The following is a 22,111-nucleotide window of genomic DNA, read 5'->3' as shown; positions in this document are numbered from 1 at the left end:
GTAGCCCGTCAGGGCATGGGCACAAACGAACCGGTCCAGAGCCGGCGCCGCTCGTGCTCGCCTCCTACGGTGAGGGTCACGCCGCTCAGGTCCAGTCGGGCCACCTGAGGGTCCCCTTCGGTGTACGCCGGCCAGGCGCGGCCAGGGTGCCCGTCCCGCACAAAGGATGCCCAGGCCGCCTGCATCTGATGGGCCAGCGCGGCGCGGCGCCTGGCGTCCCCGCCGCGCATTAGGGCCGAGGCCGCGCCCATCGGCCGGGGCCACAGGAACAGCAGTTCCATGCCGTGCGTGGCGCCCAGGCCAAACAGGCGCGTGCCCCAGTCAAAACGGTAGCGGTAGGCGGGCGCCGCGTGACCGCGTAGCAGGGCGTCGTTGCCACTGTGAAAAAACAGGTCTGTGCCCAGTGCCACCAGCCCGCCTTGGGTGTCCGGGTAGGCTGCCAGCACCGCCCCCAGCTGCCCTGGGGCGAGGTAAGGCACCATCACCCGCGTCAGCAGCGTGCGGTCGGTGCGCGGAAAGATGCGGTTGGGCAAGCGGACAAACAGGGAATATTCATCGCGGTTGGCCCCCAGCAGCAGCGGCACCGGCGCCGCCGGGGTGGCCAGCAGCGCCGCAAAGTCCCTGGGCAGCACCTGCCCATCCAGAAAGGGGCGGGAATTCAGGCGGCGGGCACGGACAGCCTCCAAACGGTGCAGTGCCCCCACAAACGCGGCGGGTGGGCGGCCCCACAGGTCATGGACATTGGTCCGCCCGATCCCCAGCGCGTCTGCATACGCCTGCGCGATTTCCAGGCTGTTGTCCCAGCTGCTTACCTGATTGAGCGTGCCGCTTTGCAGGATGGCGCCGCGAATCAGTGGGGCGGCGCCGGGGTCCCGCAGCATCAGGGCCGCTGCCACGGCGCCCGCCGATTCGCCCGCCACCGTGATGCGCGCCGGGTCGCCCCCAAAGCCTGCAATGTTGGCTGTCACCCAGCGCAGCGCGGCCACCTGATCCTGATAGCCCGCGTTGGGGGCGAAGCGGTCATCCTGAAACAGTCCGCCAAAGTTGGCGTAGCCCAGCGGCCCCAGCCGTGAATTGACCGTCACCACGACCAGGCCGTGCCTGGCCGCAAACTCGCGGCCATCGTAGAGGCGGCCACTGCCGGCCCGGAAGGCGCCGCCATGAAACCAGAGCAGCACCGGGTGCCCCTGGCCCTCCGCAGGCGCCCAGATGTTCAGGGCCAAGCTGCCCTCGGCCGAGGGCGCCAGCGTGACCGAAGGGTCCAGCGGTTGCAGCGTGTCCGGGGCATAGGTCTGGGCGCGGCGCGTGCCAGTCCAGCCCGGATGCGGGGCCGGCGGGGCAAAGCGCAGCGGTCCACGGGCCGGCGCGGCGTAGGGCAGGCCCAGCCAGGCGTGGGCCCGCAGGGGGCCAGCCGCCACCAGCCGCCCCTGCACCTGACCAGCCGCCGTTTTAACAACAAGAGACACGGTGTAAGGTAACAGGCTGCGCTGGAAAGACGTCCACCCTTCGTCCTATTCCCGTCACTGTTTGACCGAAATAGCCTCTAGGCTCGGGTGATGACCGCCGAAGCCTTCTACCGCTACCTGATGTCTGCTCGCCGCGCCCTGTGTGCCACCCTGCGCGCCCTGCCTGAAGATCAGCTGTCTGCGGCCGTCATTCCCACCGAGGGCGCCCGCTGCATTAAAGACCTCCTGATGCACATGGCGGTGGTTGAAGACGGCTGGTTTCGCGGCGACCTGCTGGGGCAACCAACAGTGCTGGAGACGTTGGGCGTGGGCGCCCCCGGCTCGGCGGCCGAATACTGGCACCACGACCACCGCCCGCTGGACTGGCTGCTGAGCTACTGGGAGGCGGTCGAGCAGGCCACCCTGGCCAGCTGGCCGGCGCTGCTGGAGCAGGCGGCCCAGCACCGCCGGATTCCGGTGGACGAGAGCCGCCCCGAGACTCTGTCGGCCGATGAGGTGCTGTGGCACGTCATGCAGCATGAGGTCAGGCACAGCGCCCAGGTGGTGCAGATGATTCGCCTGCTGGGGCACCGGCCGCCCGCGCTGGACCTCGTCTTTCATGTGGCCAGGGGGCCAGAAGAGGCCTGAAAACAGGCCGCCCTCATCTGATGGGCGGCCCCGTTCTCTGCCTTCCTCAGTCGGTGTACGCCCCCACCGCCGCGCTGCTGACCAGCTTGGCGTACTTGGCTAGCACGCCGCGCTTGTACCGGGGTTCCGGGGCCACCCACGCGGCGCGGCGCCGCTCCAGCTCGGCCTCTTCGACGTGCAGATTCAGGACCAGGGTTTCGGCGTTCAGCTCGATGGTGTCGCCCTCCTGCACCAGCGCAATCGGTCCGCCCACGTACGCCTCGGGGGCCACATGGCCCACCACCAGGCCGTAGGTGCCCCCCGAAAACCGGCCGTCGGTAATCAGACCCACGCTGTCGCCCAGGCCCTTGCCGATGATGGCGCTGGTCGGCGAGAGCATCTCCCGCATGCCGGGGCCACCTTTTGGCCCTTCGTAACGAATGACCAGCACGTCGCCGGCCCGAATCTGGTCGGCCATGATGGCGTGCATGGCGTCCGGCTCCGAATCGAAGACCCGCGCCGGACCCGTGATCTTGATGCTTTTCAGGCCGCTGATTTTGGCCACTGAACCCTCAGGGGCCAGGTTGCCGCGCAGGATGGCGAGGTGCCCTTCAGTGTAAATCGGCTGGTCAAAGGGCCGAATCACGTCCTGGCCGGCGTCGGGCGTGTCCAGTTCATCTGCCAGATTCTCGGCAACGGTCTTGCCGGTCACCGTCAGGCAGTCGCCGTGCAGCAGCCCAGCCGACAGCAGCATCTTCATGACGCGCGGAATGCCGCCGGCTACATGCAGGTCGGTGGCCACATACTGCCCGCTGGGCTTGAGGTCGCAGAACACGGGCGTGCGCTCACGGATGCGCTCAAAGTCGGCTAGGCTCAGGTCCACGCCAGCCGCGTGCGCGACGGCCATCAGGTGCAGCACGGCGTTCGTGGAGCCGCCGACCGCCATGATGACGGTAATGGCGTTCTCGAAGGCTTTTTTCGTCAGAATGTCCAGCGGGCGAATATCCTGCTCGATCAGGGTCAGCAGAGCGCGGGCGCTGTCGGCGCTGCTGACGGCCTTTTCGGCGTCCACTGCGCTCATGGTGCTGGAATAAGGCAGGCTCATGCCCATCGCCTCGAAAGAGCTGCTCATCGTGTTGGCGGTGTACATGCCGCCGCAACTGCCGTTGCCTGGACAGGCGCGTTTTTCAATTTCGGTGAAGTCCTCGCGGCTGATTTTACCCGCCCCGAAGGCCCCCACCGCCTCAAAAACACTGACGATCGTCAGGTCCTTGCCGTCGTAGTGGCCCGGCTTGATGGTGCCGCCGTACACGAAAATGGCCGGAATATTCAGCCGGGCAATCCCAATCATGGCGCCGGGCATGTTCTTGTCGCAGCCGCCCACCACAATCACCCCGTCGTGCGATTGCCCCCGGCTGACGGTTTCAATAGAGTCGGCAATCACCTCGCGGCTGACCAGGCTGCACTTCATGCCCTCGGTGCCCATGGAAATCCCGTCGCTGACCGTAATCGTGCCGTAGACCTGGGGCATGCCGCCGCCCTCGGAGATGGCCCCGGTGATGTGCCCGGCCAGTTCGCCCAGGCCATTGTTGCAGGGTGTGATGTTGCTCTGGGCGTGTGCCACACCGATGATCGGCTTCTCGAAATCCCCGTCCCCAAAGCCGACGGCGCGCAGCATGGCGCGGTTGGGGGCGCGCTCGTCGCCCTGCGTAACCTGATGGCTGTTCCAGTTCAGCTTTCGTTTCTGGGCGGTGTCCGTCATGCCTCAAGGTAGCGGCCTCGTGCCTGGGCAGCGGCGGAAAGCACAGACAGGGGGAGGGTGGGCCCATGACCCGGCCTCACCTCGCCTTTGTGGACAACGCCGACAGTGGTGTTCTGAACGACCTAAAAGACCTGTGGCACAAGATGCGTTCGCCGCAGACCTACGACTGCCAGTGGTGTGCCGTGACTTACGGGCCGCTGGGCATGCGGCGCGAGCGGCGGGCCTTCTGGCAGCGCCTGGAGGCCGATATCACGTTTTTGCACCGGGACGAGGTGCAGGCGCGCCACGGCGTTGGCAGCCTAGTCCTGCCGGCGGTGTTCGAGGAGCGGGACGCGGCCGCCTTCAGCCCTGGCTGCCAGCCGAACAGCTGCGGGCGGCGCCCAGTCTGGTGATGAATCTGGTGGAGCGCCGCCTGGCTGGCTAGGAGCCTCTCTTGTTCGCCCTACCCGATGTTCAGGCCCACATCGAAGGTGGCCCTGTACCCCTTAACTGGATCGCCCGTCACCTTCAGCAGCAGCTGTGAGCCGCCGTTGCGGTAGATGCCGTCCTGGGCGTTGGGGGTGTCGGCTTTGCCCTTCTGGCTGTAGGGGGCGCGGGTCAACACGGCCGCATTCACAGTTTCGGGGAAAAACAGCTGCGAGGTGAATTCGCCTGTGGCCTTGCCGCTGGCGTTCAGGGGCCGCAACTTGAAATGAATGTGAATAGCGCGGCCCTGATACCACCCTGGATAGATGGTGGTAAAGCTGGCCTTGCCCTGGGCGTTTGTGACCTGAGACCCACGCAGAAAGTCGCCGGCGCTGCCCGATACACCCGAGTAGTTGCCCAGGGCGTCGCAGTGCCACACGTCGATCAGGACGCCCGCGCGGGGTGTGCAGCCGCCCACCGCCACCCGTGAAGTCACGAAGTCCAGCGTCAGGGGCACGCCGCTGACCACCTTGCCTGTTTTGCTGTCCTTGCGAAGGTCGCTGCGGCGCGGCTCGCCCTCCACAAAGTAAGGCCCTTCGGTCATGGCAGGCCGCACCACACAGCCGGGCAGGCCCGTGGCGCCGCTGGTGCCGGCGCTGGTTCCCCCTGCGCCGCCCATGCCCTCTGCTCCTCCGGGTGGTGGGGGCGGCCCGCCGCGCTGGGCCAGAACACCGCCCGCTGTCAGGGCGGCCGCACCACCGCCCAGTCCCAGCAGCCGCAGCGCCGAGCGCCGGCTGAGCAGGCGGCCCACCATCTCGTCGTCGTTGTCTTCTTCGGGCAGTTCGGGCGTCAGGGGCAGGCGGGGATCGTGTGGGTCGTTCATAGGGGCACCTCTGAGGGGGACGGAGACGGACTGTGCTTCTGGAAGGGGAGAGCGGCGGTTATGTCCGGTTCACGCCCAACACCCGCTGTATTCCTGCTCACTTCACCCGAAAAGAGTCCGTCTGAAGTGCAACTATCCTGCGCCCCAACGGTTAAAGGAGGGTTGATAGAAAACACTGGCCCTGGCAGAGATGCCAGGGCCAGTGCAGGGCAGGACTTTTACTTGCTGGTCACGCGGTCGGGGAACGACTCGGTGGTCAGGCGGGCCACCTGGGTGTCCAGATACTTCTGGGCGGCGTCGCGGGCCAGCTGCTCACGAATCAGGGGCGCGGCTTCGGTCAGGGGAACCAGGCCGGCGGCATTGCGCTTGGTCACCGTCAGCACGTGCCAGCCAAACTGGGACTGCACCGTCTGCACCTGGCCCACCGGCCCAGTAAAGCTGGCCTTGTCGAAGGTTTCGACCATCTCGCCCTGGCCAAAGCAGCCCAGGTCGCCGCCCTGCGCCGCGCTGCCGGGGTCCTGGCTCTTGTCGCTGGCGATTTTGGCAAAGTCGGCGCCGCCCGCGAGGTCCTTGACGATGGTCTGGGCCTCGGCCTGGGTGGGCACCAGAATGTGTTTCACGCAGGCTTCGGCCTCGCGGGTAAAGCGGGCCCGGTTGATGCTGTAGTAGCTGCCCACCACCGCGTCCCCAAAGGTAAAGCGCTTCTGGATGCCTTCCAGGTACGTGCCCACGACGCCCTGCCTCTCCAGCTCGGCGCGCAGGGCGTCGGCGCTGGCGTATCCGGTGGCGGCCAGCGCCTCGGTGAACTCGGCCTCGGATTCAAAGTCGGCGCGGGCCTCTTGCAACTGTTCGTCCAGGCGGGCGGCCTCGACCTTGTTGCCAGCGGTGCGGGCCAGCTGGTACACGGCGCGGTCCCGCACGTACTGTTTCAGGAATTCAGGCCGGGCGTTCGCAAACTCCGTCAGGTAGCTGTCTTCAAAGGGAATGCCCTGCGCATTGACCACGCGGGCCGCTGCCAGGCGAAAGGCGCGGTCAAATTCGCCCAGCGTGATGGTTTCGCTGCCCACACGGGCGACCACGGTGGCGGGGTCAGCGGCCGGGGTGGTCGTGGCGGGGGCCGGCGTGGTGGCTGGGGTCGTGGTGGCCGGGGCGGCTGGTGCCGGCGTGGCGGGCGTCGTCTGGGCCAGGGCAGCGCCAGACAGCAGCGCCAGGGTCAGCAGGATTTGTTTCATCCCTGCACTTTAGCGTCCTCTTTGCGCCCTTCTATGATGGCCGCGTGATGACGCTTTGGGGCAGCGGCGCTACAATCCCCCGCGTGCGCCTGACCCTGCAAGAAACCACCGACCCGCGCGTGTACGACGACGCCGTGCGGTCTTTGCCCATCACCAGTGCCCTTCAGGGCTGGGGCTACGGGGAAGCGCGGCGCGTGCTGGGCCAGACCCCGGTGCGTTACCTGATTCAAGGCGGCGGCCGCACAGTGGGCGCCCTGCAACTGATTCGCAAGCGGCTGGTGCCCGGCTTTTCGACGCTGTACGCCCCGCGCGGCCCGGCCCTGGAGAGCCTGGACCTGCTGCCCGCCGTGGCCGACGCCGTCAAAAAGATTGCCCGGCCAGGTGACGCCCTGCTGAAAATCGAGCCGCCCGTGCCGTTTCTGGCTGACGACTCGGTGGTGCTGCCCGAAGGGTACGGCCCCTTTCGCCGCGCCGAGAGCGAGCAGCCTGAACACACGATTGTGGCCGACCTGACCCGCAATGAGGACGAACTGTTCTCGGGCCTGCATTCGATGGCCCGGCGCAACGTCCGCACCGCCCAGAAGATGGGCGTGGTGGCGGGCCGCGACGACGACTTTGACGCTTTCTGGGAGATTTTCACCGCCACCAACGAACGGGCCAAGCTGGGCGCCTTTCCCCGCGCCTACTACGAAACCATGCTGCGGGAGGGCGGCGCCCACGGCGGCGAGGCGTATATCGTGCTGTCACGCCACGAGGGCCGCGCCCTGGCCGGCGGTTTTTTCCTGGCGATGGGCAAGGGGACGTACTACCTGTTTGGTGGCAGCGTGCGCGACGAGCGGACCCAGCCCGATGGCAGTCCGGTCAAGGACGCCAAAGCGCCCGACGCTTTCTACTGGAACGCCATGCTGGACGCCCAGCGCCGGGGCTATGAACTCTTCGACTTCTGGGGGATTCCGCGCCAGCTGGATGAGGAGAAGCACTCGTTTGGGGTCTTCAAAATGAAACTCAAGTTCAGCGAGCAGCGCGTGTGGTATCCCGCCTACGACCTGAACCTGAACCCGGCGGCTCCCGCCATCGTCAAGGCCCTGCGCTGGCGCAAGACCCAGAACAATCTCCGCAAACGCGGCAGTGCCGACGACGTGCTGTAAGGGGCGGGAAGCAGGGAGTGGGTTGTGGGAAGTAGGAAAAGAGGAGAAGCGGTTGGCGGGGTGCGGGACAAAGACAGTGGCTGGACGGGTGGCCTGGCTTTCTGGGTCTTATACAGATTCCGCTGAATTGCAGCGCAGCCGAAAAGGCACCGTCTGCGCTTCCATATCGTGGAATCCGTATCTGTTCCTGCTCGCTCTCCTGCGGAGCTTTTCAAGCCTGCTGCGCCGCTTTCCGAGTCTGTCTTAATCTGCTGGTTGGGCTTCCTGAGCTTTTTTGACCACCACGCCCCGGAGGCCCAGGCTCAGGGCAAAGGCCACGGCCACCAGGCCCAGGGCCAGCCAGTAGGCGCGGCGCAGGCCCTCGGCCAGCTCAAAGCCGCCGGCCTCAATCGCCGCCGGGCCAATCAGCAGCGCCATCAGGGCCACGCCCAGCGCGCCGCCCATCTGGCGGGCAAACAGCACGCCGCTGGTCACGGCGCCCAGTTCGCTGCGTGCCGCCGACTCCTGCGCGGCCAGCAGCAGGCTCAGCATGGCAAAGCCCATGCCCATGCCCACCGCAAAGCCCAGCGCACTGGTCACCCACAGCGGCGCGTGAACCGCAAACAGCAGCGCCGTGAACATGACCGTCAGCACGGCAAATCCTGCCTGGGCAATCCGGGTCAGCGGCACGGTTTTCACAAGGCGCGCCGTGACGATGGCCGTTAGCGTCCAGCCCACCAGCATGGGCGTCAGGATGGCCCCGCCAGCGGTGGCGCCACTGCCCGTGACCCCCTGGGCGTACAGCGGCAGATAGGCAATTACGCCAAAGTAGGCCGCGCCGCCCAGCAGGTTTCCGGCAAAGGCCACGCGCGGCAATTTTTCGCGCAGCGCGCGCATGGGCAGCAGCGGTTCGGGGTGGCGGCGTTCTAGCCAGACGGCGCCGGCCAGTGTCACGGCGCCCAGCCCCACCAGCAGCCACTGCCGCTGTTCCAGTCCCCAGACCACCAGGCCGCTGCCCAGCGTGAACAGCGCGGCCCCGGCCCAGTCCAGGCGGGCAGGGCGAGGCTGGCCCGTTTCGGGCAGAAAGCGCAGCGCCAGCAGCAGAGCCGCGATCCCAAACGGCAGGCTGGCATAGAAGGTCCAGCGCCACGACGCCTGCTCGGTCAGCCAGCCGCCCAGCAGTGGCCCCAGCAGGCCCGACACGCCCCACACCCCCGAGATGAGGGCCTGTACCCGGCCGCGCTCCTGCAAGGCGTACAACTCGCTGATCATGGTGAGGGTCAGGGGCAGCAGTGCGCCGGCCCCAATGCCCTGCGCGACGCGGGCCGCGATCAGGGTGCCCATGTCCTGACTGAGCCCACACAGCGCCGAGCCCAGCAGAAAAATGACCACCCCCCACAGGTACAGCCGCCGCCGTCCCAGCAGGTCGCTGGCGCGGCCCCACAGCGGGCTAGAAACCGTACTGGCCAGCAGATACACCGCAAACGGCAGGGCGTACAGGCGCTCGCCGCCCAGGTCGCGGATGACGCTGGGCATAGCGGTGGCGACCACGCTGGCTTCCAGGGCCGCCAGAAACACGCCCACAATCAGGCCGGCGGTGGCCAGCTGGCGCACGCAGGGGGACAAGGCAGGAAGACTCACCTGCGCAGGGTACGCCTGCGGGGCAGATAAAGAGTGCATGACTGGCTTCACCCGCCCTGAATCGTTACAGTCGGCCCTATGGAACACAGCATGCATAGGCGCCCACTGGGCCGCACTGGCCTGAACGTCACAGAAATCGGGTACGGAGCCTGGGGCATCGGCGCCGATATGTGGAAGGGCGCCCAGGACGACGAGAGCCTGGCCGCTCTGCGCCGCTACATCGAACTGGGCGGCAACTTTATCGACACCGCAATGGGCTACGGCGACGGGCACAGCGAGAGGCTGGTAGGCCAGGTGGCCCGCGAACACCCCGGGACGCTGGTCGCCACCAAGGTCAGCCCCCAGAACATGCAGTGGCCCGCTGCTCCGGGGACTGCCGCCGGCCAAGCCTTTCCCGGCGAGTACCTGCGCCGCATGACCGAGGCCAGCCTGGAACGCCTGGGCCTGCCCCGAATTGACGTGCAGCAGCTGCATGTCTGGAACGACTCGTGGCTGGGGGAGGGCGACTGGCATGAGGCCGTGGCCGACCTGAAACGCGAAGGCAAGATTGCCGCTTTTGGCATTTCCATTAACGACCATCAACCGGACAATGCGGTTAAGGCTGTCGAGGCCGGCGCCGTGGACACCGTCCAGGTGATCTACAACGTGTTTGACCAGGCCCCGCAAGACCGGCTGCTGGATGCCTGCCGCGCGCATGGCGTGGGCGTGATTGTGCGCGTGGCGCTGGACGAGGGGAGTCTGACCGGCCACATCACCCCCGAGACGACCTTCCCAGAAGGCGACTGGCGCAACCGCTACTTCGGCGGGGACCGCAAAGAGCAGCTGCAACCGCGCCTGCGCGCCATTGAGCGTGATCTGGGGATTGCCACAGACGGGCTGGCCGAGACCAGCCTGCGCTTCGTGCTGTCGCATCCGGCGGTGTCCACTGTCATCGTGGGTATGAGGAGTATGCGCAATGTAGAGCGCAATACTGCGCTGGCCGACGGCCGGGGTCTGGACGCCGAAGCGATTCATAAGCTGTATGCCCACCGATGGGATCGCAACTGGTACAACCCCGCCTAAACCTCTCTGTCTAGCCGCCGCGCCGGGCTCCTGGCGCGGCTTTTTGCTGTAGGCCATGACGCCTATCGCATCCCCGCAGCCGCCCGACTACGCTGAACCTCCATGAACGACGACCGCATCCAGCGCTAAGGCCGCTGGCCCACGCACCTGCCGCGCCGACCTATCGTGCGCGGCCCCTGGCATCGTCTCTCACAACTTCGGAGGTTCTCCCATGACCCTGACCGCCCCCCCGCAGGCGACCAGCGCCCCCGCTGCGCCCCCACGCGACCTGAGTGGCCGCGACGTCGCCATTGACGTGCAGCACCTCGTCAAAGCCTTTCGCAAGCGCCAGGGGGGTACGCTGCTGCGCCCTCAGTTTTCCGAAAGCCGCGCGGTGGATGATGTGACCTTTCAGGTGCGCCGGGGCGAGATTTACGGCGTCCTGGGCCCCAACGGCAGTGGCAAAAGCACCCTGATTCGCGCCATGAGCACCCTGCTGATTCCCGACGCCGGCACCGTGGGCATCTTTGGCCTGGATGTCGTCAGGGACGAGGCGCAGGTGCGCCGGCTGCTGAACCGGGTGTCGGTGGACGCCGCCTTCTACAAAAAGCTCAGCCCGCGCGAGAACCTGCTGTATTCGGCGCAGCTGTACGGCCTAGACCGCCACGTGGCCGAGGAACGCGCCCAGGTGACCCTCAAGCGCCTGGGCCTCAAGGAAAAGGCCTTCTTCGAGCCGCTGGAGGAAATGAGCCGGGGCATGCAACAAAAAGTCGCCATTGCCCGCGCCTTCCTCACCAGCCCCGTCATCGTGCTGCTGGACGAGCCCACCACCGGCCTGGACCCTAAATCGAGGCGTGACGTGCAGGAATTTGTGCTGGAACTGCGTGACGTGCATGACGCCACCATCATCCTGACGACCCACGACATGCCCGAAGCCGAGCGCCTGTGCGACCGCATCGCCTTTATCAGCGGCGGCAAGTTTGTCGCCGAAGGCACGGCCGAGGAGCTGCGTGGGCTGGTGGGCGAGGGCAAGACCCTTGAAGACGCCTTTATCGAGCTGACCGGCGAAGGGCTGGCCGAGGAGGAGGGCGAATGATTCCCGACCGTTTTCGTTCTCTGCCCTCTAAGGAGTGTCTATGACCATTCAAGCTGGCCCACCATCCCCAGTGCCCGACCCCGCGCGCACCACGCCCGGCACCCTGGCCCACCAGCTGCGCGCCGCTTTTGCCTTCGTCTTCCGCGACTTTCACCTGACCCGGCGCTACTGGTCGTGGGTGCTGGTCTTTACCTTCTACGACATGGTGTCAGCCGCCAGCATCATGCTGATTGGCGTGGCGGCCGGCGACCCGCGCCTGACATTGACGCTGCTGCTGGGGGCCGTGATGTGGTCGTTCCTGGGGCGCCTGTTCGGCGAAATTGCCAACTCTATTTCCTACGAGCGCTGGGAAGGGACCATTGAGTACACCTTTATGGCGCCGGTCAGCCGCCTGACGCACCTGGTCGGGGTCAGCCTGTTCGCGGGGGCCTACGCCCTGCTGCGCGGCGTGCTGGTCTTCCTGTTTATGGGCATGTTCGTGGACATTGGCGCCAGCTTTGGGCAGGTGCTGCAGTGCCTGGTCGTCTTTATGGTCGCCAGCCTGGGCTTTATGGGCATTGGGCTGATGGCCGCTGTGCTGCCCGTCATGAGCACCGAAAACGGAGCGCAGGCCACCAACATCATCCAGGCGGTGTTTCTGCTGATCTCGGGGGTGTACTACCCGGTCAGCGTGCTGCCCGCGTGGCTTCAGCCGATCAGCGCGCTGTCGCCCGCCACCTACGCGCTGGAGGCCTGCCGCAAGATTCTGGGTGTCAACGGCACAGGGAAGACCATTGAGGCCGGGATAGGGCTGGGCGGGGTGCTCCCCGAACTGGGGATTCTGCTGCTGTTTGGGCTGGTGACGATTCCGCTGGGGCTGGTGGTGTTTGGGCGGGCGGAGACGTGGGCGAAGAAGACGGGGAAATTGAAACGGGCGGGGTAGGTGGGGTGCCCCACCCCCCAGCCCCCTTCCCCAGAGGGGAGACGTCTTCGCCGCGCAGGGCGGCCTGCGCGTTGCCGCTGGTTCGACTGACGCGCCTGGAACCTGGTGACAGGGGGAGCAGACGTTGGCACTGGGCAAGAGTTTTGACTGGCGTTGGCGAGGCCGCACATTTCGCCTACGGGTCTGGCCTCGACGCCATCCTCCGCCCCACCGGAAGGGCCTGCGCGCTGCGCGCACAATGGCCTCGCCTGGACCTGGGCGGGAACGGGGCAGGAAGGCTTGGTGCGGCCTAGAGGTTCGACTTTTGAAAAGCAGCTCTGGCTTCAGCATCTTTCAAAAGTCGAACCTCGTGCTTTGAGCGTTCCACCCGGCACCATCACAAGACCAGCAACGGAAGCCGTCGTGCGCGCAGCGCGCGGGCGTGAGGCGATGGGCGGAGCCTGACCACGGCGTCCACAGCGTACAAAGTTCTGGCCTCTCCGCCGCGCCAGTCAACCCCTGCCCAGTGCCAACGTTGCTCCCCCTGCCCCGCCGGGGGAGGGGGCTGGGGGGTGGGGAAAACGAGGCAACCGTTCTCATCCACCTGCATGCAACCAAGCATCGCAGCCGGCGTAAGCTCTAAGCCTCAGGCGGGCCGTTTCTGCATCAGTGCCGTGCGCTTACACTTCGCCACCACCTCACCGCGCTGGTTCAGCGCCCGGTGCTCCACAATCACAATGCCAGCGTCCGGTCGGCTGCGGCTCTCGCGGACCTCCAGCACCTCCGATTCGGCGCGAATGGTGTCGCCGTGAAAGACAGGCTTCGGGAAAACCACGTCCGTCAGCCCCAGGTTGGCGACCAGTGTGCCCAGCGTCAATTCATGCACGCTCAGACCCACCAAGAGCGACAGGGTCAGGAGACTGTTCACCAGGGGCTGCCCGAATTCAGTCTGTGCCGCGTAGTCGTGGTCCAGGTGCAGTGGCTGCGGGTTCATGGTCAGCGTCGTGAAAAACACGTTGTCGGCTTCGGTCACGGTGCGCGTTACGCGGTGGCGAATCACCGTGCCGGGCGTCAGTTCTTCCAGGTAGCGCCCCTGGGGGCGGTTCAGGTCTTCATTCATAGGACACCTCAGAGGGTGGACAGTGGGGCGTGGTCAGGGGAGAAGCGGCAAAAGGCCCTGGCTTGGGCTCAGGCTGTCCTACTGGCCGCTGTCTCCTCCCCACTGCCTGCGCCCGCAACAATGGCGCGGGCGGCGGCCAGCATCGGCTCGTCCACCATCTGCCCTTCAAAGGCGAAGGCGCCGTGGCCACTGAGGCTGGCGTCATGGGCGGCGGCCAGCAGCGCGCGGGCGCGACTCAGCTCGGCCGCCGTGGCGCCAAAAATATCGTGGGCCAGGGTGACCTGCGCGGGGTGGATACACAGCTTGCCGGCGTACCCCAGCGCGCGGCCCTGCGCGGCGTCCTCGCGGAAGGCGGCTTCGTCGTTCAGGCGCGTCACCACGATGTCCAGCACCGGTACACCGGCCAGGCGCGCGGCCAGCGCCACCTGAGAGCGGGCATACAGCACCTCCAGATTGCCTGGGGTGCGCTGACCACCCAGATCGGTGGTGTAGTCTTCGGCACCAAAGTAAGCCCACGCCACCGCGTCTTCGCGAAGGATGTCAAAGGCGTGCCACACCCCCGCCCCGGTTTCCAGGCCCGCCAGCAGGGGGAGGTTCAGGCCCCTTGCGGCCAGCGCCCCTGCCACCAGCCGCACATCGGCCGCTGATTCCAGCTTGGGCACCACCACCCCGGCCAGTTCGGGGGTCAGCACCGCCAGGTCACCTTCAAAGTAAGGCGAGTGCGGCGCATTCAAGCGCAGAAACACTGGCAGGTGAGGATGGGCCGCGATCAGGTCCCGCGCCGCGTCGCGGGCAATGGGCCGGGCCGCCGCCTTCGCCTCGGCGTTGGCCGGAATGGCGTCCTCCAGATCAATCACCACCGCGTCGGGGGCGCTGCGGGGCAGCTTGGCGATCAGTTCGGCGCGGTTGCCTGGGGCAAACAGCAGGCTGCGGGGGCGCAGGGACACGCCGGGCGTCATCCTCTACCTCCAGAACGAACGTTTGTTCTCATAGCGGCCAGGATAACGGCTCAGGGCTGGGGGCTTTCCGGGCGCTGCAGCCGCAGCAGGGCCGGGGAGAAAAAGCCCAGCACGCAGACCAGGGTGCTCAGGACGCCGCCCACCATAAACACGCCGCGCACGCCAATCCATTCGCCCAGCGGCGCGGCCAGGGCCAGCCCCACGGGTCCAGCCAGGCCCATCACCGTGCCCAGTAGGGACAGCACCCGGCCTTGCAGGTGGTTGGGCACGGTGGTTTGCAGCAGGGCCGTCAGCGGCGCGTTGCCAAAAGCGAAGGCGGCACCGCTGACCACCCACCACACCACCGCCAGCCAAAACCCGTTTGCCGGGGCCAGGGCGGTCAGGGCCACCGTCAGGCACGAAGCTGCTAGGGCCAGCAGCACGGTCACGATGGGCCGTTTCGGATTCAGGGCCGCCACCAGCAGGCCACCCGCAATCATGCCCACGCCGGAGAGGCCTTCCATCAGGGCCACCTGCCCGGCCCCGCCGCCAAAGTGCGTTTTGACCAGCAGCGGGGTCAGGGTAAAGGTCGGCATGATGGTCAGGACCACCACGCCCAGCAGGCCGTACAGCCGCCGCAGACCAGGGCTGCGCCAGACCACATTCAGGCCCTCGCGGAATTCGGCCCAGACGCCCCGGCGGTCTCCGGGCATCACCTGGGGCTGCGGAATGCGGTACAGCAGCAGCGGCACCACGCCCAGCAGCGCTGTCACCACGTCAATGCCCAGCGCCGCGCCCAGCGGCAGCACCCCAATCGCCAGCGCCCCCAGCGGCGCGGCGGCCACCGTCATGACGCCCTGGAGGGTCTGATTGAGGCCAGCGGCGCGCGGCAGAAAATCGGGCGGCACCAGCATGGCGGTGCTGGCGGCGGCGGCTGGCCCCTGAAACGCCTGCATGGCGCTGCGGACAAACATCATGGTGTAGACGTGCCACAGCTGCACGTTCCCGCTGGCAAACAGCCAGATCAGCACGCCCATGCACGCGGCGCTCACGGTATCGGCCCCAATCATCAGGGCGCGGCGGCTGTAACGGTCGGCAAAGGTGCCGCCCAGTGGACCCAGCAGCGCCTGCGGCAGCAGTGCGGCCATGCCCGCCACCCCCAGCGCGGCGGCGCTGCCGGTGGTGTCGGTAATCCACCACAGCAACACGAACTGTGTCAGGGCCGACCCGATCAGCGACAGGGCCTGGCCACCAAAAATGGCCCAGTAGCGCGCGGCCCAGCCGGGACCAGGATGAGGAACGTTGGCGGTCAGCGGGTCCATGCGGTCAGGGCCTCCCGGAGGTGCTGGGCCTGAACGGCGCTCAGGCGGGGCTGGTCGCTGCGTTCGGCCAGCCAGTAGCCGTCGCAGGCCAGGCGAACGGCGTGGGCCACTCCCGGAGACAGGCCGTCGGCTTCGGCCTGGTCCAGCAAAAAGGTCTGGGCGTCAGTCAGGGCCTGCATCAGCGTGGGCTGTTCGGTCAGGGGCGCCAGGGCGCGGTGCAGCGCCATGTCCTTCTCGCTGTCCTCGAACGTCAGGGTGATGTAGGCGCGTAGCCACGCGCCGGGCCGCTGGCCATGGTCGGCACATTCGCGGGCATAAGCCGCGTCCAGTTCTTCCCGGAACTGCTCCACCAGCGCCAGGGCCAGCGCCTGAAGCAGCATGTCCTTGCTGGGAAAGTGGTGCAGCAGCCCTCCCTTGCTGACGCCAGCCGCGCGGGCCACCGCGTCCAGCGAGAGGGCCGCGCCCTGGTCCTGAACGACCTGCCGGGCCGCCTGGAGCAGAGCCGTGCGGGTGAGATCGGGCTGACGGGATCTGGGCATGTAGATAACATACCGTCTGGACGGTCGGTAAAACTACCCCCACTGGCCTGCCTAGTTCCACGATTGACCCCCGCCCGCCCCGCCCGGTACAGTTGGCCCCATGTTCGCGGCACACAACAACGTGAATGATGATCCCTGTTAGGGGACGTCTCGCCGCATACCGCGCCCCCGACCCCAGCACACGGAGTCGGGGGTTTTCCTTGAGCCCGCAGGAGGCACCCTCATGACCCAGACCGAATCTCAGCCCACCCACCTTCCCCGCACCCTGACCCGTGACCTGGCCGCGCACGACGGCCAGCAGGTGCGCCTGCAAGGCTTTGTTCATGCCCGGCGCGACCTGGGCGGCGTGCAGTTCGTGGTGCTGCGCGACGTCTCGGGGCTGACCCAGTGCGTGGGCAGTGGCCTGACCCTGCCGCTGGCCGAGAGCAGCGTGGAGGTCGTGGGCACCGTCAAGGCCCATCCCAAGGCGCCGGGCGGGTTCGAGGTGCAGATTCAGAACTTCCGCGTCATCAGCGCGGCGGTGGAGCCTGCCCCCGTCGAGATTCCCAAGATGGAATGGAACGTGAACCCCGAGACCATGCTGGACTACCGCGTGGTGACGGTGCGGGGCCTTAAAGAGCGCGCGGCGCTGAAGGTGCAGGCCGAACTGGTGGCGGCCTTCCGGGACCACCTGGCCGAGGAAGGCTTTACCGAGATCAGCACGCCCAAGATTGTCTCGGCGGGGGCCGAGGGCGGCGCGAACCTCTTTCCCATCGACTACTTTGGGCATCCGGCCTACCTGGCCCAGAGCCCGCAGCTGTACAAGCAAATTATGGTGGGCGTCTTCGAGCGGGTCTTTGAGGTTGCGCCTGTCTACCGCGCCGAGGAACACGCCACCAGCCGCCACCTGAACGAGTACCTGTCTCTGGACGTGGAGATGGGCTTTATTGAGGACGAGGACGATGTCATGGCGCTGGAAAACCGCCTGCTGGCGGCCATCATGGAGCGCCTGAAAGCGCGGTGCGCGCCTGAGTTCGCGCTGCTGGGAGCCACCCTTCCCGAGGTGCCGGCCCACATTCCCCGGATCACCCTGCTCGACGCCCGCGCGCTGGTGACCGAGAAGTATGGTCACGCGGTCGGCGGCAAAGACCTGGACCCCGAAGCCGAGCGCCTGCTGTGCCAGCACTACGCCGAGACCGAGGGCAGCGACTTCGTGTTCGTGACCAAATACCCCCGCGCGGCCCGGCCCTTTTACGCCCATCCCGACGCCAATGCGGACGGCACGCCCAGCCAGGAGCTCACGCGCGGCTTTGACCTGCTGTTCCGGGGCATCGAAATCACCTCGGGCGGGCAGCGTATCCATGACCACGCGATGCTGATGGACTCGATTGCGGCTTACAAACTCAACCCCGAGTCGCTGGCCGGCTACACCGAAGTCTTCAAGTACGGCATGCCTCCCCACGGCGGCTTTGCCATCGGTGCCGAGCGCCTGACCGCCAAGCTGCTGGGCATTGCCAACGTGCGGTATGCCCGCGCCTTCCCCCGCGACCGGCACCGGCTGACGCCCTGAGCTGGTCGGCGCTGACTGTGATGGTCCCGCGCTTCGGGAGGCCTGAGGGCGGAATTCAGAGTGGTTGAGGGGTATGATCCTCAACCACTCTGAGGCGAACAGAGTGAGTGTCAAGAGACAGCGGCGAAAGTGGAGTGGAGGGGCGTGGTTGGCCCCTCAAGGGAACTGGTAGCCGCTATGGGGGCACGCCTCAAGAGCACGGACTCCCGCCGCAAGAGAATTAAAAAAGTCGAGGAGTCTAAGGAGACGGGATGCCGACTGCCTTAGCCTCTTTGCTATTCAGCCCCTTAGACTCCCTGCCTATGGAAGAATTCGCGCAGTTCAGTGTGGACGGTCAGCGGCTGTACGGCATGATGCACCGCCCAGAAGGCACCCCACCCGCACACGGCTGGCCCAGCGTGGTCATCCTGCACGGCTTTACAGGGAACCGGGGCGGAGACCACCGCCTGCTGCCGCTGCTGTCGCGTGTCCTGGCAGCGCGGGGGGTGGCGAGCCTGCGGTTTGATTTCCGGGGCAGCGGCGAGTCGCAGGGGGACTTTAGCGAGATGACTGTCTCGCGCGAAGTTCAGGACACCGAAGCCGCCTTTGAGTATGCGCGCCGTCAAGCGGGACTGGACCCCGAACGGGTCATGTTGCTGGGCTTCTCGATGGGCGGCCTCGTGGCGGCCCTGAGTGCCCCGCGCGTGCGCCCGCACCGGCTGGCGCTGTGGGCGCCGGCTCTGCCCGAACTGTGGCTGCCTTTCCTGCGCGGCGGGTTTCTGCCTGCCACGGTCACGGATTACAACGGCTGGCCGCTGGGCCGCGAATTCTTGCAGGAGATGACCCGCCTGAAGCCGCTGGACGCCGCGCAGGCCTGGGGGGGCGAGGCCCGCGTGTTTCACGGCGACGCCGACCAGACCTGCCCCCCCGAGTTTGGCGTGCGCTACGCCCGCGCCCTGGGCTGCGACGCGGTGGCCATTCCGGGCGCAGGCCACACCTTCGATTCGCTGGACGCCGTGGACATGCTCCACCGCGAGACCGCCCGCTTTCTGGCAGGCGGCTAAGAGATTGGTTGAGTGGGAGATCCTGCCTTTCTCAACCCGATTTGAAATCGCAGCAGGCCCATCTCGGGGAACAGAGGGCCTGAGAAAGGCTGTCTGGAACGAGCCTCTGGTGCCTTGGGGGAGAGTCACTCTCGATTGCACCGGGGGTCACCATCTGGCTATAGAGCCTCGCGGTGATGTGCAGTTTGACCGAGGCCACTCTCCCAGTGCCTTAGAGGGCGTTTCACTCAGAGGCACTGGGCGTTGCTTCAAAGTCCTCCGTCCCAGACATCTGGAAGCAGCTCTGGACAGCGTCTGATAAAGAGGGCACTCCCTGTCACCTCATCAGGAGGTTCGATAGGCTTAGTGATCCTGTGGAGGTGCCTAGCTCTGCGGGTCGCTCTCGACCACATAAGCGTGGAGCTGGGCCAGTTTGCCGTCACGGAAGCGCCAGACGTCGCAGTAGGCGTGATGGGTCGCCTGGCCATCTTCGCCGGTCAATGTGATGTCGCCGGTGACAGCCAGAAAATCGCCTTCGGCAATCATGTGGTGAACGTTGAACCTGGGCGGTTCGCGGTACGCAGTGGCCATCCACTGCCGAACAGCGGCCTTGCCCTTCAGCGTTCTGTCGCCCACGAAGGTCCAGTCGGTGTCCTCTGTGCAGAACGCCAGGAAGCCCTCATGGTCCCCGGCCGAGATGGCCGCGTTGGCCTGTTCCAGCAGCTGTTTGTGGTGCTCTGACATAAAGCCTCCTCTGAGCGATCTGCTGACTGTACCTCCTGGCCGGGAAGCCCCCCTTTACGTGCTGGCCCACAGCACAGCCGCCTCGGCGCGCAGCGGCAGCGGTTCCGGGGCCGGGCGGCCCAGCACATAGCCCTGGGCATAGTCGGCGCCCAGCGCTGTCACCAGTTTCAGAACATCCACGGTTTCGATGCCCTCGGCCACCACCTCAATCTCTAATTCGTGGGCGTAGCGAATCAGGGCGGCCACGAGGTCCACCCGGGGGTCGTTGCCGTGCAGGTTGGCACTCAGGTCGCGGTCCAGTTTCACGATGTCGGGTCTCAGGGCGGCCAGATAGGTCAGGCTGGTGTGGCCGGCCCCCAGGTCATCCAGCGCCACGCGCGCCCCCTCGGTGCGGTAGCGGGTCAGAATGCGGCGCAGCATGTCCAGATCGGGAAACTGCTCGCTTTCCGTGACCTCAAACACCAGGCGGCCAAAATCGGCCCCGGCTTCGCGGCAAGCGGCAAAGGTTGTTTGCAGACAGACATCCGGGTTGTATACGACGCCCGGCGCAAAGTTGATAAACAGCTGCTGGTCCTGCGTCAGTTGCGGCGTGGCCTGACGTATGGCCTCGCGCCGGGCGAGCGCGTCGAAGGCGCGCAGGTGACCGTGGCTCTCGGCGGCCCGCAGGAGTTCGCTGGCGCTCAGGCGCTGACCTCTGTGTGGAGCCCGCACCAGCGCCTCGTAGCCGGTGACCGCGCCGGTGCTCAGGGCCACGATAGGCTGCAGGTCAAACGTCAGTGTCTTCAGCGCGTCGGCGTACCAGGGGGTTTCCAGACGGTTCAGCCACACGGCCAGGGGACGCACCGCCCAGGGGTCAGGCTGGCCCGAGGGCAACGCCGGGGTCGCCAGCAGTTCGGCCTGGGCCGAGGGACCGGCCAGGTCCACCAGTGCCCGCAACTCGCTGTGCGCCGAGGCTGGGAAATGCCGCGCGTCGCCCCCTCCCTGCTGCGGACCAGGGGCCACGCGGTTGAGGACGCGCTGCGCGTGCGCGGTGCTTCCCCAAACCCACAGGCCCCCCGACTCATTCCAGGCCGGCGGAGAGGTCGCCAGGCAGTCGCAGGGCAAAGGGGAGATCGGGGCTGGCATATAGCTCCTAGCGTGCCATATCTGGTCTGTAGGAATCCTTGCAGCAGCTGACCGGCCGCCCTGGTGAAGTTACAGCCCCAGCAGCGCCCCCAGTACCGCTGCGCCGACCACCACCAGGGCGGCATTCACCCTCGTGCGCCACAGCAACGCAAAAGCACTCACGGCGATCATGGCCTCGGCCCAGCCGTGCAGGGTGCCGCGCGCCAGGACCAACGCGCCTGCCAGCAGCACCCCGGCGCCAAACGGCAGCAGGGCCGCGCGCAGGGCGGGCAGCCAGCGCCAGCGGCTCAGGCGCTGCCAGGCCAGCATGGCGGCGGCGCTGAGCAGGGCGGTGGGGCCGTAAAACCCGGCGGTGGCGGCCAGGGCGCCCCACCAGCCGCCCGCCGCGAAGCCGTAGTGCGTCATGGCCAGCATGTTGGGGCCGGGCATGATCTGGCCCAGCGCAAAGCCGTTGGCCAGCAGTTCGGGGGTCAGCCAGCCCTTCTGCTCCACCAGCACCCGCTCGATTTCGGGCAGGTTGGCACCGCCAAAACTGACCAGCCCCAGCCGCACGAAGGTTAGCAGCACGTCCCAGGGATCGGCGGTCATTCGCCGCTCCGGGGGCGGTTGACGGTCAGACCGGCGGCCACCACCACTGCCAGCACCGGCAGCAATTCCAGCCGCAGCAGGGCCAGCGCGGCGAAGGTGGCCAGGGTCAGCGTCAGCCCGCCGCGCACCCCCAGGGCCACCTTCAACACCGGCACCGTGGCGGTCAACATGACCCCCAGCGCCGCGCAGGCCGCGCCCCGCAGGGCACTTTGCACGGCCGGCGGCAGCCCGCCGGGCAGACCCAGCGTAACCACCGTGACCGTCAGCATGGCGACCAGCCCCGGCGCCAGCAGACCCAGCACCGACAGCGCCGCCCCGCGCGGGCCGCACAGCTGCGCGCCAATCATGGCGGCCAAGTTGACGGCGTTGGGGCCGGGCGTCAGCTGTGCCAGGGTAAACGCCTCGGCAAAGGCGGCGTCGGTCAGCCAGGCCCGCGCTGCCAGGGCGCGGCGGGTGTGCGCGGGCAGCCCCCCGCCAACGCCCGACAGCGCCACCCCCAGGAACAGGCGCAGCAGTCCCGCCGGGGTGGGGGGCGTGGTCGGCGGCACCGGAGACTGCTCCGGCTCTGGCACCGCTGGGACAGAGGCTGGGGCGCTCATGCCGTCCAGCCTAGAGCCGCGCGGGTCGTGGCTGGGCGTGACTGCACCAGGAACATGGGCGAACGGAATGCACGAAATAGAGGAAAAAGAGGGTGCTGCCTTAGCTGGTGAGGGGTGGCAGGTCCAGCTGCGCCAGGCAAAGAGGCCTCTGTCGAAACCATGCCTGAGTGACGCTGAGAGTGCTGTTTCTCAAGGATAGGCCAATTTGGGCCGTCAGCAACATGCCGGGCTGCACGGCTCGCCCGGATGACCCTACGCCGCCAGCCTCTGCCAGCAGGATGTGTGCGCCGATACGGTGCCCAGGTCCAAGCCGGAAAACGCCTGTAGGCCTGAGCGCCAGGATAAGAAACGCCCAGTTCATCTGCCCAGCAGAGAGAAAGCCCCCAGCAGGCCACAGCTCTATTA

At 67.1% G+C, this 22,111-nt stretch carries 21 protein-coding genes; 8 read left to right on the top strand and 13 right to left on the bottom strand.

Annotated features, from left to right (window positions below):
• Window positions 1-8: 8 nt before the first annotated feature.
• Window positions 9-1,466, bottom strand: coding sequence for a carboxylesterase/lipase family protein (locus GO986_RS10410; RefSeq protein ID WP_198170587.1), 1,458 nt, complete (start codon window positions 1,464-1,466; stop codon window positions 9-11).
• 90 nt (window positions 1,467-1,556) lie between these two features.
• On the opposite strand from GO986_RS10410, the gene GO986_RS10405 reads away from it, so the two are divergent.
• Window positions 1,557-2,093 carry a DinB family protein gene (locus tag GO986_RS10405; protein ID WP_157459237.1) on the top strand — a complete coding sequence of 179 codons (537 nt, stop codon included), beginning with the start codon at window positions 1,557-1,559 and terminating at the stop codon, window positions 2,091-2,093.
• 46 nt (window positions 2,094-2,139) lie between these two features.
• Here GO986_RS10405 and ilvD read toward each other — a convergent pair whose 3' ends face one another.
• Entirely contained in the window at window positions 2,140-3,834 is a 1,695-nt protein-coding gene (gene ilvD, locus GO986_RS10400) for a dihydroxy-acid dehydratase (protein ID WP_157459236.1), read from the bottom strand.
• Window positions 3,835-3,899: 65 nt separating this feature from the next.
• On the opposite strand from ilvD, the gene GO986_RS10395 reads away from it, so the two are divergent.
• Window positions 3,900-4,226 (top strand): hypothetical protein, encoded by a 327-nt coding sequence (locus tag GO986_RS10395; protein WP_232337734.1) that lies wholly within the window; start codon window positions 3,900-3,902, stop codon window positions 4,224-4,226.
• Window positions 4,227-4,276: 50 nt separating this feature from the next.
• Here GO986_RS10395 and GO986_RS10390 read toward each other — a convergent pair whose 3' ends face one another.
• Entirely contained in the window at window positions 4,277-5,122 is an 846-nt protein-coding gene (locus GO986_RS10390; RefSeq protein WP_157459235.1) for an intradiol ring-cleavage dioxygenase, read from the bottom strand.
• A 218-nt stretch (window positions 5,123-5,340) separates the two neighbouring features.
• Window positions 5,341-6,354 carry a peptidylprolyl isomerase gene (locus tag GO986_RS10385; RefSeq protein WP_157459234.1) on the bottom strand — a complete coding sequence of 338 codons (1,014 nt, stop codon included), beginning with the start codon at window positions 6,352-6,354 and terminating at the stop codon, window positions 5,341-5,343.
• A gap of 83 nt (window positions 6,355-6,437) precedes the next feature.
• Here GO986_RS10385 and GO986_RS10380 point away from each other — a divergent pair, with 83 nt between their 5' ends.
• Window positions 6,438-7,502 (top strand): lipid II:glycine glycyltransferase FemX, encoded by a 1,065-nt coding sequence (locus GO986_RS10380; protein WP_369409311.1) that lies wholly within the window; start codon window positions 6,438-6,440, stop codon window positions 7,500-7,502.
• Between the two features lie 243 nt (window positions 7,503-7,745).
• Here the strand turns inward: GO986_RS10380 and GO986_RS10375 are convergent, their stop codons facing one another.
• Window positions 7,746-9,161, bottom strand: a complete 1,416-nt coding sequence (locus GO986_RS10375; RefSeq protein ID WP_157459233.1) for an MDR family MFS transporter — start codon at window positions 9,159-9,161, stop codon at window positions 7,746-7,748.
• Window positions 9,162-9,200: 39 nt separating this feature from the next.
• Here GO986_RS10375 and GO986_RS10370 point away from each other — a divergent pair, with 39 nt between their 5' ends.
• The 3 genes from GO986_RS10370 (at window position 9,201) to GO986_RS10360 (ending at window position 12,181) form a co-directional block, all read left to right on the top strand.
• Complete coding sequence (locus GO986_RS10370) at window positions 9,201-10,184, top strand: aldo/keto reductase (protein ID WP_232337733.1); 984 nt, start codon at window positions 9,201-9,203, stop codon at window positions 10,182-10,184.
• 211 nt (window positions 10,185-10,395) lie between these two features.
• On the top strand, window positions 10,396-11,259 hold the full coding sequence (locus GO986_RS10365; RefSeq protein ID WP_157459232.1) for an ABC transporter ATP-binding protein: 864 nt from the start codon (window positions 10,396-10,398) through the stop codon (window positions 11,257-11,259).
• A gap of 40 nt (window positions 11,260-11,299) precedes the next feature.
• Window positions 11,300-12,181 (top strand): ABC transporter permease, encoded by an 882-nt coding sequence (locus GO986_RS10360; protein WP_198170585.1) that lies wholly within the window; start codon window positions 11,300-11,302, stop codon window positions 12,179-12,181.
• Window positions 12,182-12,806: 625 nt separating this feature from the next.
• Here GO986_RS10360 and GO986_RS10355 read toward each other — a convergent pair.
• The 4 genes from GO986_RS10355 to GO986_RS10340 all read right to left on the bottom strand — a co-directional run bounded on the left by GO986_RS10355 (window position 12,807) and on the right by GO986_RS10340 (window position 16,079).
• A complete protein-coding gene (locus GO986_RS10355) occupies window positions 12,807-13,280 on the bottom strand; it encodes a MaoC family dehydratase (RefSeq protein ID WP_157459231.1) in 474 nt (157 codons plus the stop codon).
• A 68-nt stretch (window positions 13,281-13,348) separates the two neighbouring features.
• Entirely contained in the window at window positions 13,349-14,239 is an 891-nt protein-coding gene (locus GO986_RS10350; protein ID WP_157459230.1) for an HpcH/HpaI aldolase/citrate lyase family protein, read from the bottom strand.
• A gap of 50 nt (window positions 14,240-14,289) precedes the next feature.
• Window positions 14,290-15,540: an MFS transporter gene (locus GO986_RS10345; RefSeq protein ID WP_157459229.1), complete on the bottom strand. Its 1,251-nt coding sequence runs from the start codon at window positions 15,538-15,540 to the stop codon at window positions 14,290-14,292.
• Window positions 15,528-16,079: a TetR/AcrR family transcriptional regulator gene (locus GO986_RS10340; protein WP_157459228.1), complete on the bottom strand. Its 552-nt coding sequence runs from the start codon at window positions 16,077-16,079 to the stop codon at window positions 15,528-15,530. Before GO986_RS10340 ends, GO986_RS10345 begins: the two co-directional genes overlap by 13 nt.
• 223 nt (window positions 16,080-16,302) lie before the next feature.
• Between GO986_RS10340 and aspS the strand changes: the two genes are divergently transcribed.
• Both aspS and GO986_RS10330 read left to right on the top strand, forming a co-directional pair.
• The gene (gene aspS / locus GO986_RS10335; protein WP_157459227.1) at window positions 16,303-17,628 is read left to right on the top strand and encodes an aspartate--tRNA(Asn) ligase; all 1,326 of its coding nucleotides are present in this window, start codon (window positions 16,303-16,305) and stop codon (window positions 17,626-17,628) included.
• 302 nt (window positions 17,629-17,930) lie between these two features.
• Window positions 17,931-18,671 carry an alpha/beta hydrolase family protein gene (locus GO986_RS10330; protein ID WP_157459226.1) on the top strand — a complete coding sequence of 247 codons (741 nt, stop codon included), beginning with the start codon at window positions 17,931-17,933 and terminating at the stop codon, window positions 18,669-18,671.
• A gap of 363 nt (window positions 18,672-19,034) precedes the next feature.
• Here the strand turns inward: GO986_RS10330 and GO986_RS10325 are convergent, their stop codons facing one another.
• The 4 genes from GO986_RS10325 to GO986_RS10310 all read right to left on the bottom strand — a co-directional run bounded on the left by GO986_RS10325 (window position 19,035) and on the right by GO986_RS10310 (window position 21,706).
• A complete protein-coding gene (locus GO986_RS10325; protein ID WP_157459225.1) occupies window positions 19,035-19,394 on the bottom strand; it encodes a nuclear transport factor 2 family protein in 360 nt (119 codons plus the stop codon).
• Window positions 19,395-19,448: 54 nt separating this feature from the next.
• Complete coding sequence (locus GO986_RS10320; protein ID WP_157459224.1) at window positions 19,449-20,519, bottom strand: EAL domain-containing protein; 1,071 nt, start codon at window positions 20,517-20,519, stop codon at window positions 19,449-19,451.
• A gap of 69 nt (window positions 20,520-20,588) precedes the next feature.
• The gene (locus GO986_RS10315) at window positions 20,589-21,107 is read right to left on the bottom strand and encodes a chromate transporter (RefSeq protein ID WP_157459223.1); all 519 of its coding nucleotides are present in this window, start codon (window positions 21,105-21,107) and stop codon (window positions 20,589-20,591) included.
• Window positions 21,104-21,706, bottom strand: coding sequence for a chromate transporter (locus GO986_RS10310; RefSeq protein WP_157459222.1), 603 nt, complete (start codon window positions 21,704-21,706; stop codon window positions 21,104-21,106). Before GO986_RS10310 ends, GO986_RS10315 begins: the two co-directional genes overlap by 4 nt.
• Window positions 21,707-22,111 lie beyond the last annotated feature (405 nt).

Source organism: Deinococcus arboris (genome assembly GCF_009755355.1).
Lineage (GTDB): Bacteria > Deinococcota > Deinococci > Deinococcales > Deinococcaceae > Deinococcus > Deinococcus betulae.
Note: the sequence above shows the minus strand (reverse complement) of the source record. Positions and strands in the feature narration are given on the sequence as shown.

Excerpts from the sequence above, each read along its gene's own strand:
- aspS (WP_157459227.1), top strand. The coding sequence starts at position 16,303 with ATGACCCAGACCGAATCTCAGCCCACCCACCTTCCCCGCACCCTGACC.
- GO986_RS10375 (WP_157459233.1), bottom strand. The coding sequence starts at position 9,161 with ATGCACTCTTTATCTGCCCCGCAGGCGTACCCTGCGCAGGTGAGTCTT.
- GO986_RS10325 (WP_157459225.1), bottom strand. The coding sequence starts at position 19,394 with ATGTCAGAGCACCACAAACAGCTGCTGGAACAGGCCAACGCGGCCATC.
- GO986_RS10365 (WP_157459232.1), top strand. The coding sequence starts at position 10,396 with ATGACCCTGACCGCCCCCCCGCAGGCGACCAGCGCCCCCGCTGCGCCC.
- GO986_RS10405 (WP_157459237.1), top strand. The coding sequence starts at position 1,557 with ATGACCGCCGAAGCCTTCTACCGCTACCTGATGTCTGCTCGCCGCGCC.
- GO986_RS10350 (WP_157459230.1), bottom strand. The coding sequence starts at position 14,239 with ATGACGCCCGGCGTGTCCCTGCGCCCCCGCAGCCTGCTGTTTGCCCCA.
- GO986_RS10330 (WP_157459226.1), top strand. The coding sequence starts at position 17,931 with ATGGAAGAATTCGCGCAGTTCAGTGTGGACGGTCAGCGGCTGTACGGC.
- GO986_RS10340 (WP_157459228.1), bottom strand. The coding sequence starts at position 16,079 with ATGCCCAGATCCCGTCAGCCCGATCTCACCCGCACGGCTCTGCTCCAG.
- GO986_RS10345 (WP_157459229.1), bottom strand. The coding sequence starts at position 15,540 with ATGGACCCGCTGACCGCCAACGTTCCTCATCCTGGTCCCGGCTGGGCC.
- GO986_RS10395 (WP_232337734.1), top strand. The coding sequence starts at position 3,900 with ATGACCCGGCCTCACCTCGCCTTTGTGGACAACGCCGACAGTGGTGTT.
- GO986_RS10315 (WP_157459223.1), bottom strand. The coding sequence starts at position 21,107 with ATGACCGCCGATCCCTGGGACGTGCTGCTAACCTTCGTGCGGCTGGGG.
- GO986_RS10385 (WP_157459234.1), bottom strand. The coding sequence starts at position 6,354 with ATGAAACAAATCCTGCTGACCCTGGCGCTGCTGTCTGGCGCTGCCCTG.
- GO986_RS10390 (WP_157459235.1), bottom strand. The coding sequence starts at position 5,122 with ATGAACGACCCACACGATCCCCGCCTGCCCCTGACGCCCGAACTGCCC.
- GO986_RS10320 (WP_157459224.1), bottom strand. The coding sequence starts at position 20,519 with ATGCCAGCCCCGATCTCCCCTTTGCCCTGCGACTGCCTGGCGACCTCT.
- ilvD (WP_157459236.1), bottom strand. The coding sequence starts at position 3,834 with ATGACGGACACCGCCCAGAAACGAAAGCTGAACTGGAACAGCCATCAG.
- GO986_RS10355 (WP_157459231.1), bottom strand. The coding sequence starts at position 13,280 with ATGAATGAAGACCTGAACCGCCCCCAGGGGCGCTACCTGGAAGAACTG.
- GO986_RS10310 (WP_157459222.1), bottom strand. The coding sequence starts at position 21,706 with ATGAGCGCCCCAGCCTCTGTCCCAGCGGTGCCAGAGCCGGAGCAGTCT.
- GO986_RS10370 (WP_232337733.1), top strand. The coding sequence starts at position 9,201 with ATGGAACACAGCATGCATAGGCGCCCACTGGGCCGCACTGGCCTGAAC.
- GO986_RS10360 (WP_198170585.1), top strand. The coding sequence starts at position 11,300 with ATGACCATTCAAGCTGGCCCACCATCCCCAGTGCCCGACCCCGCGCGC.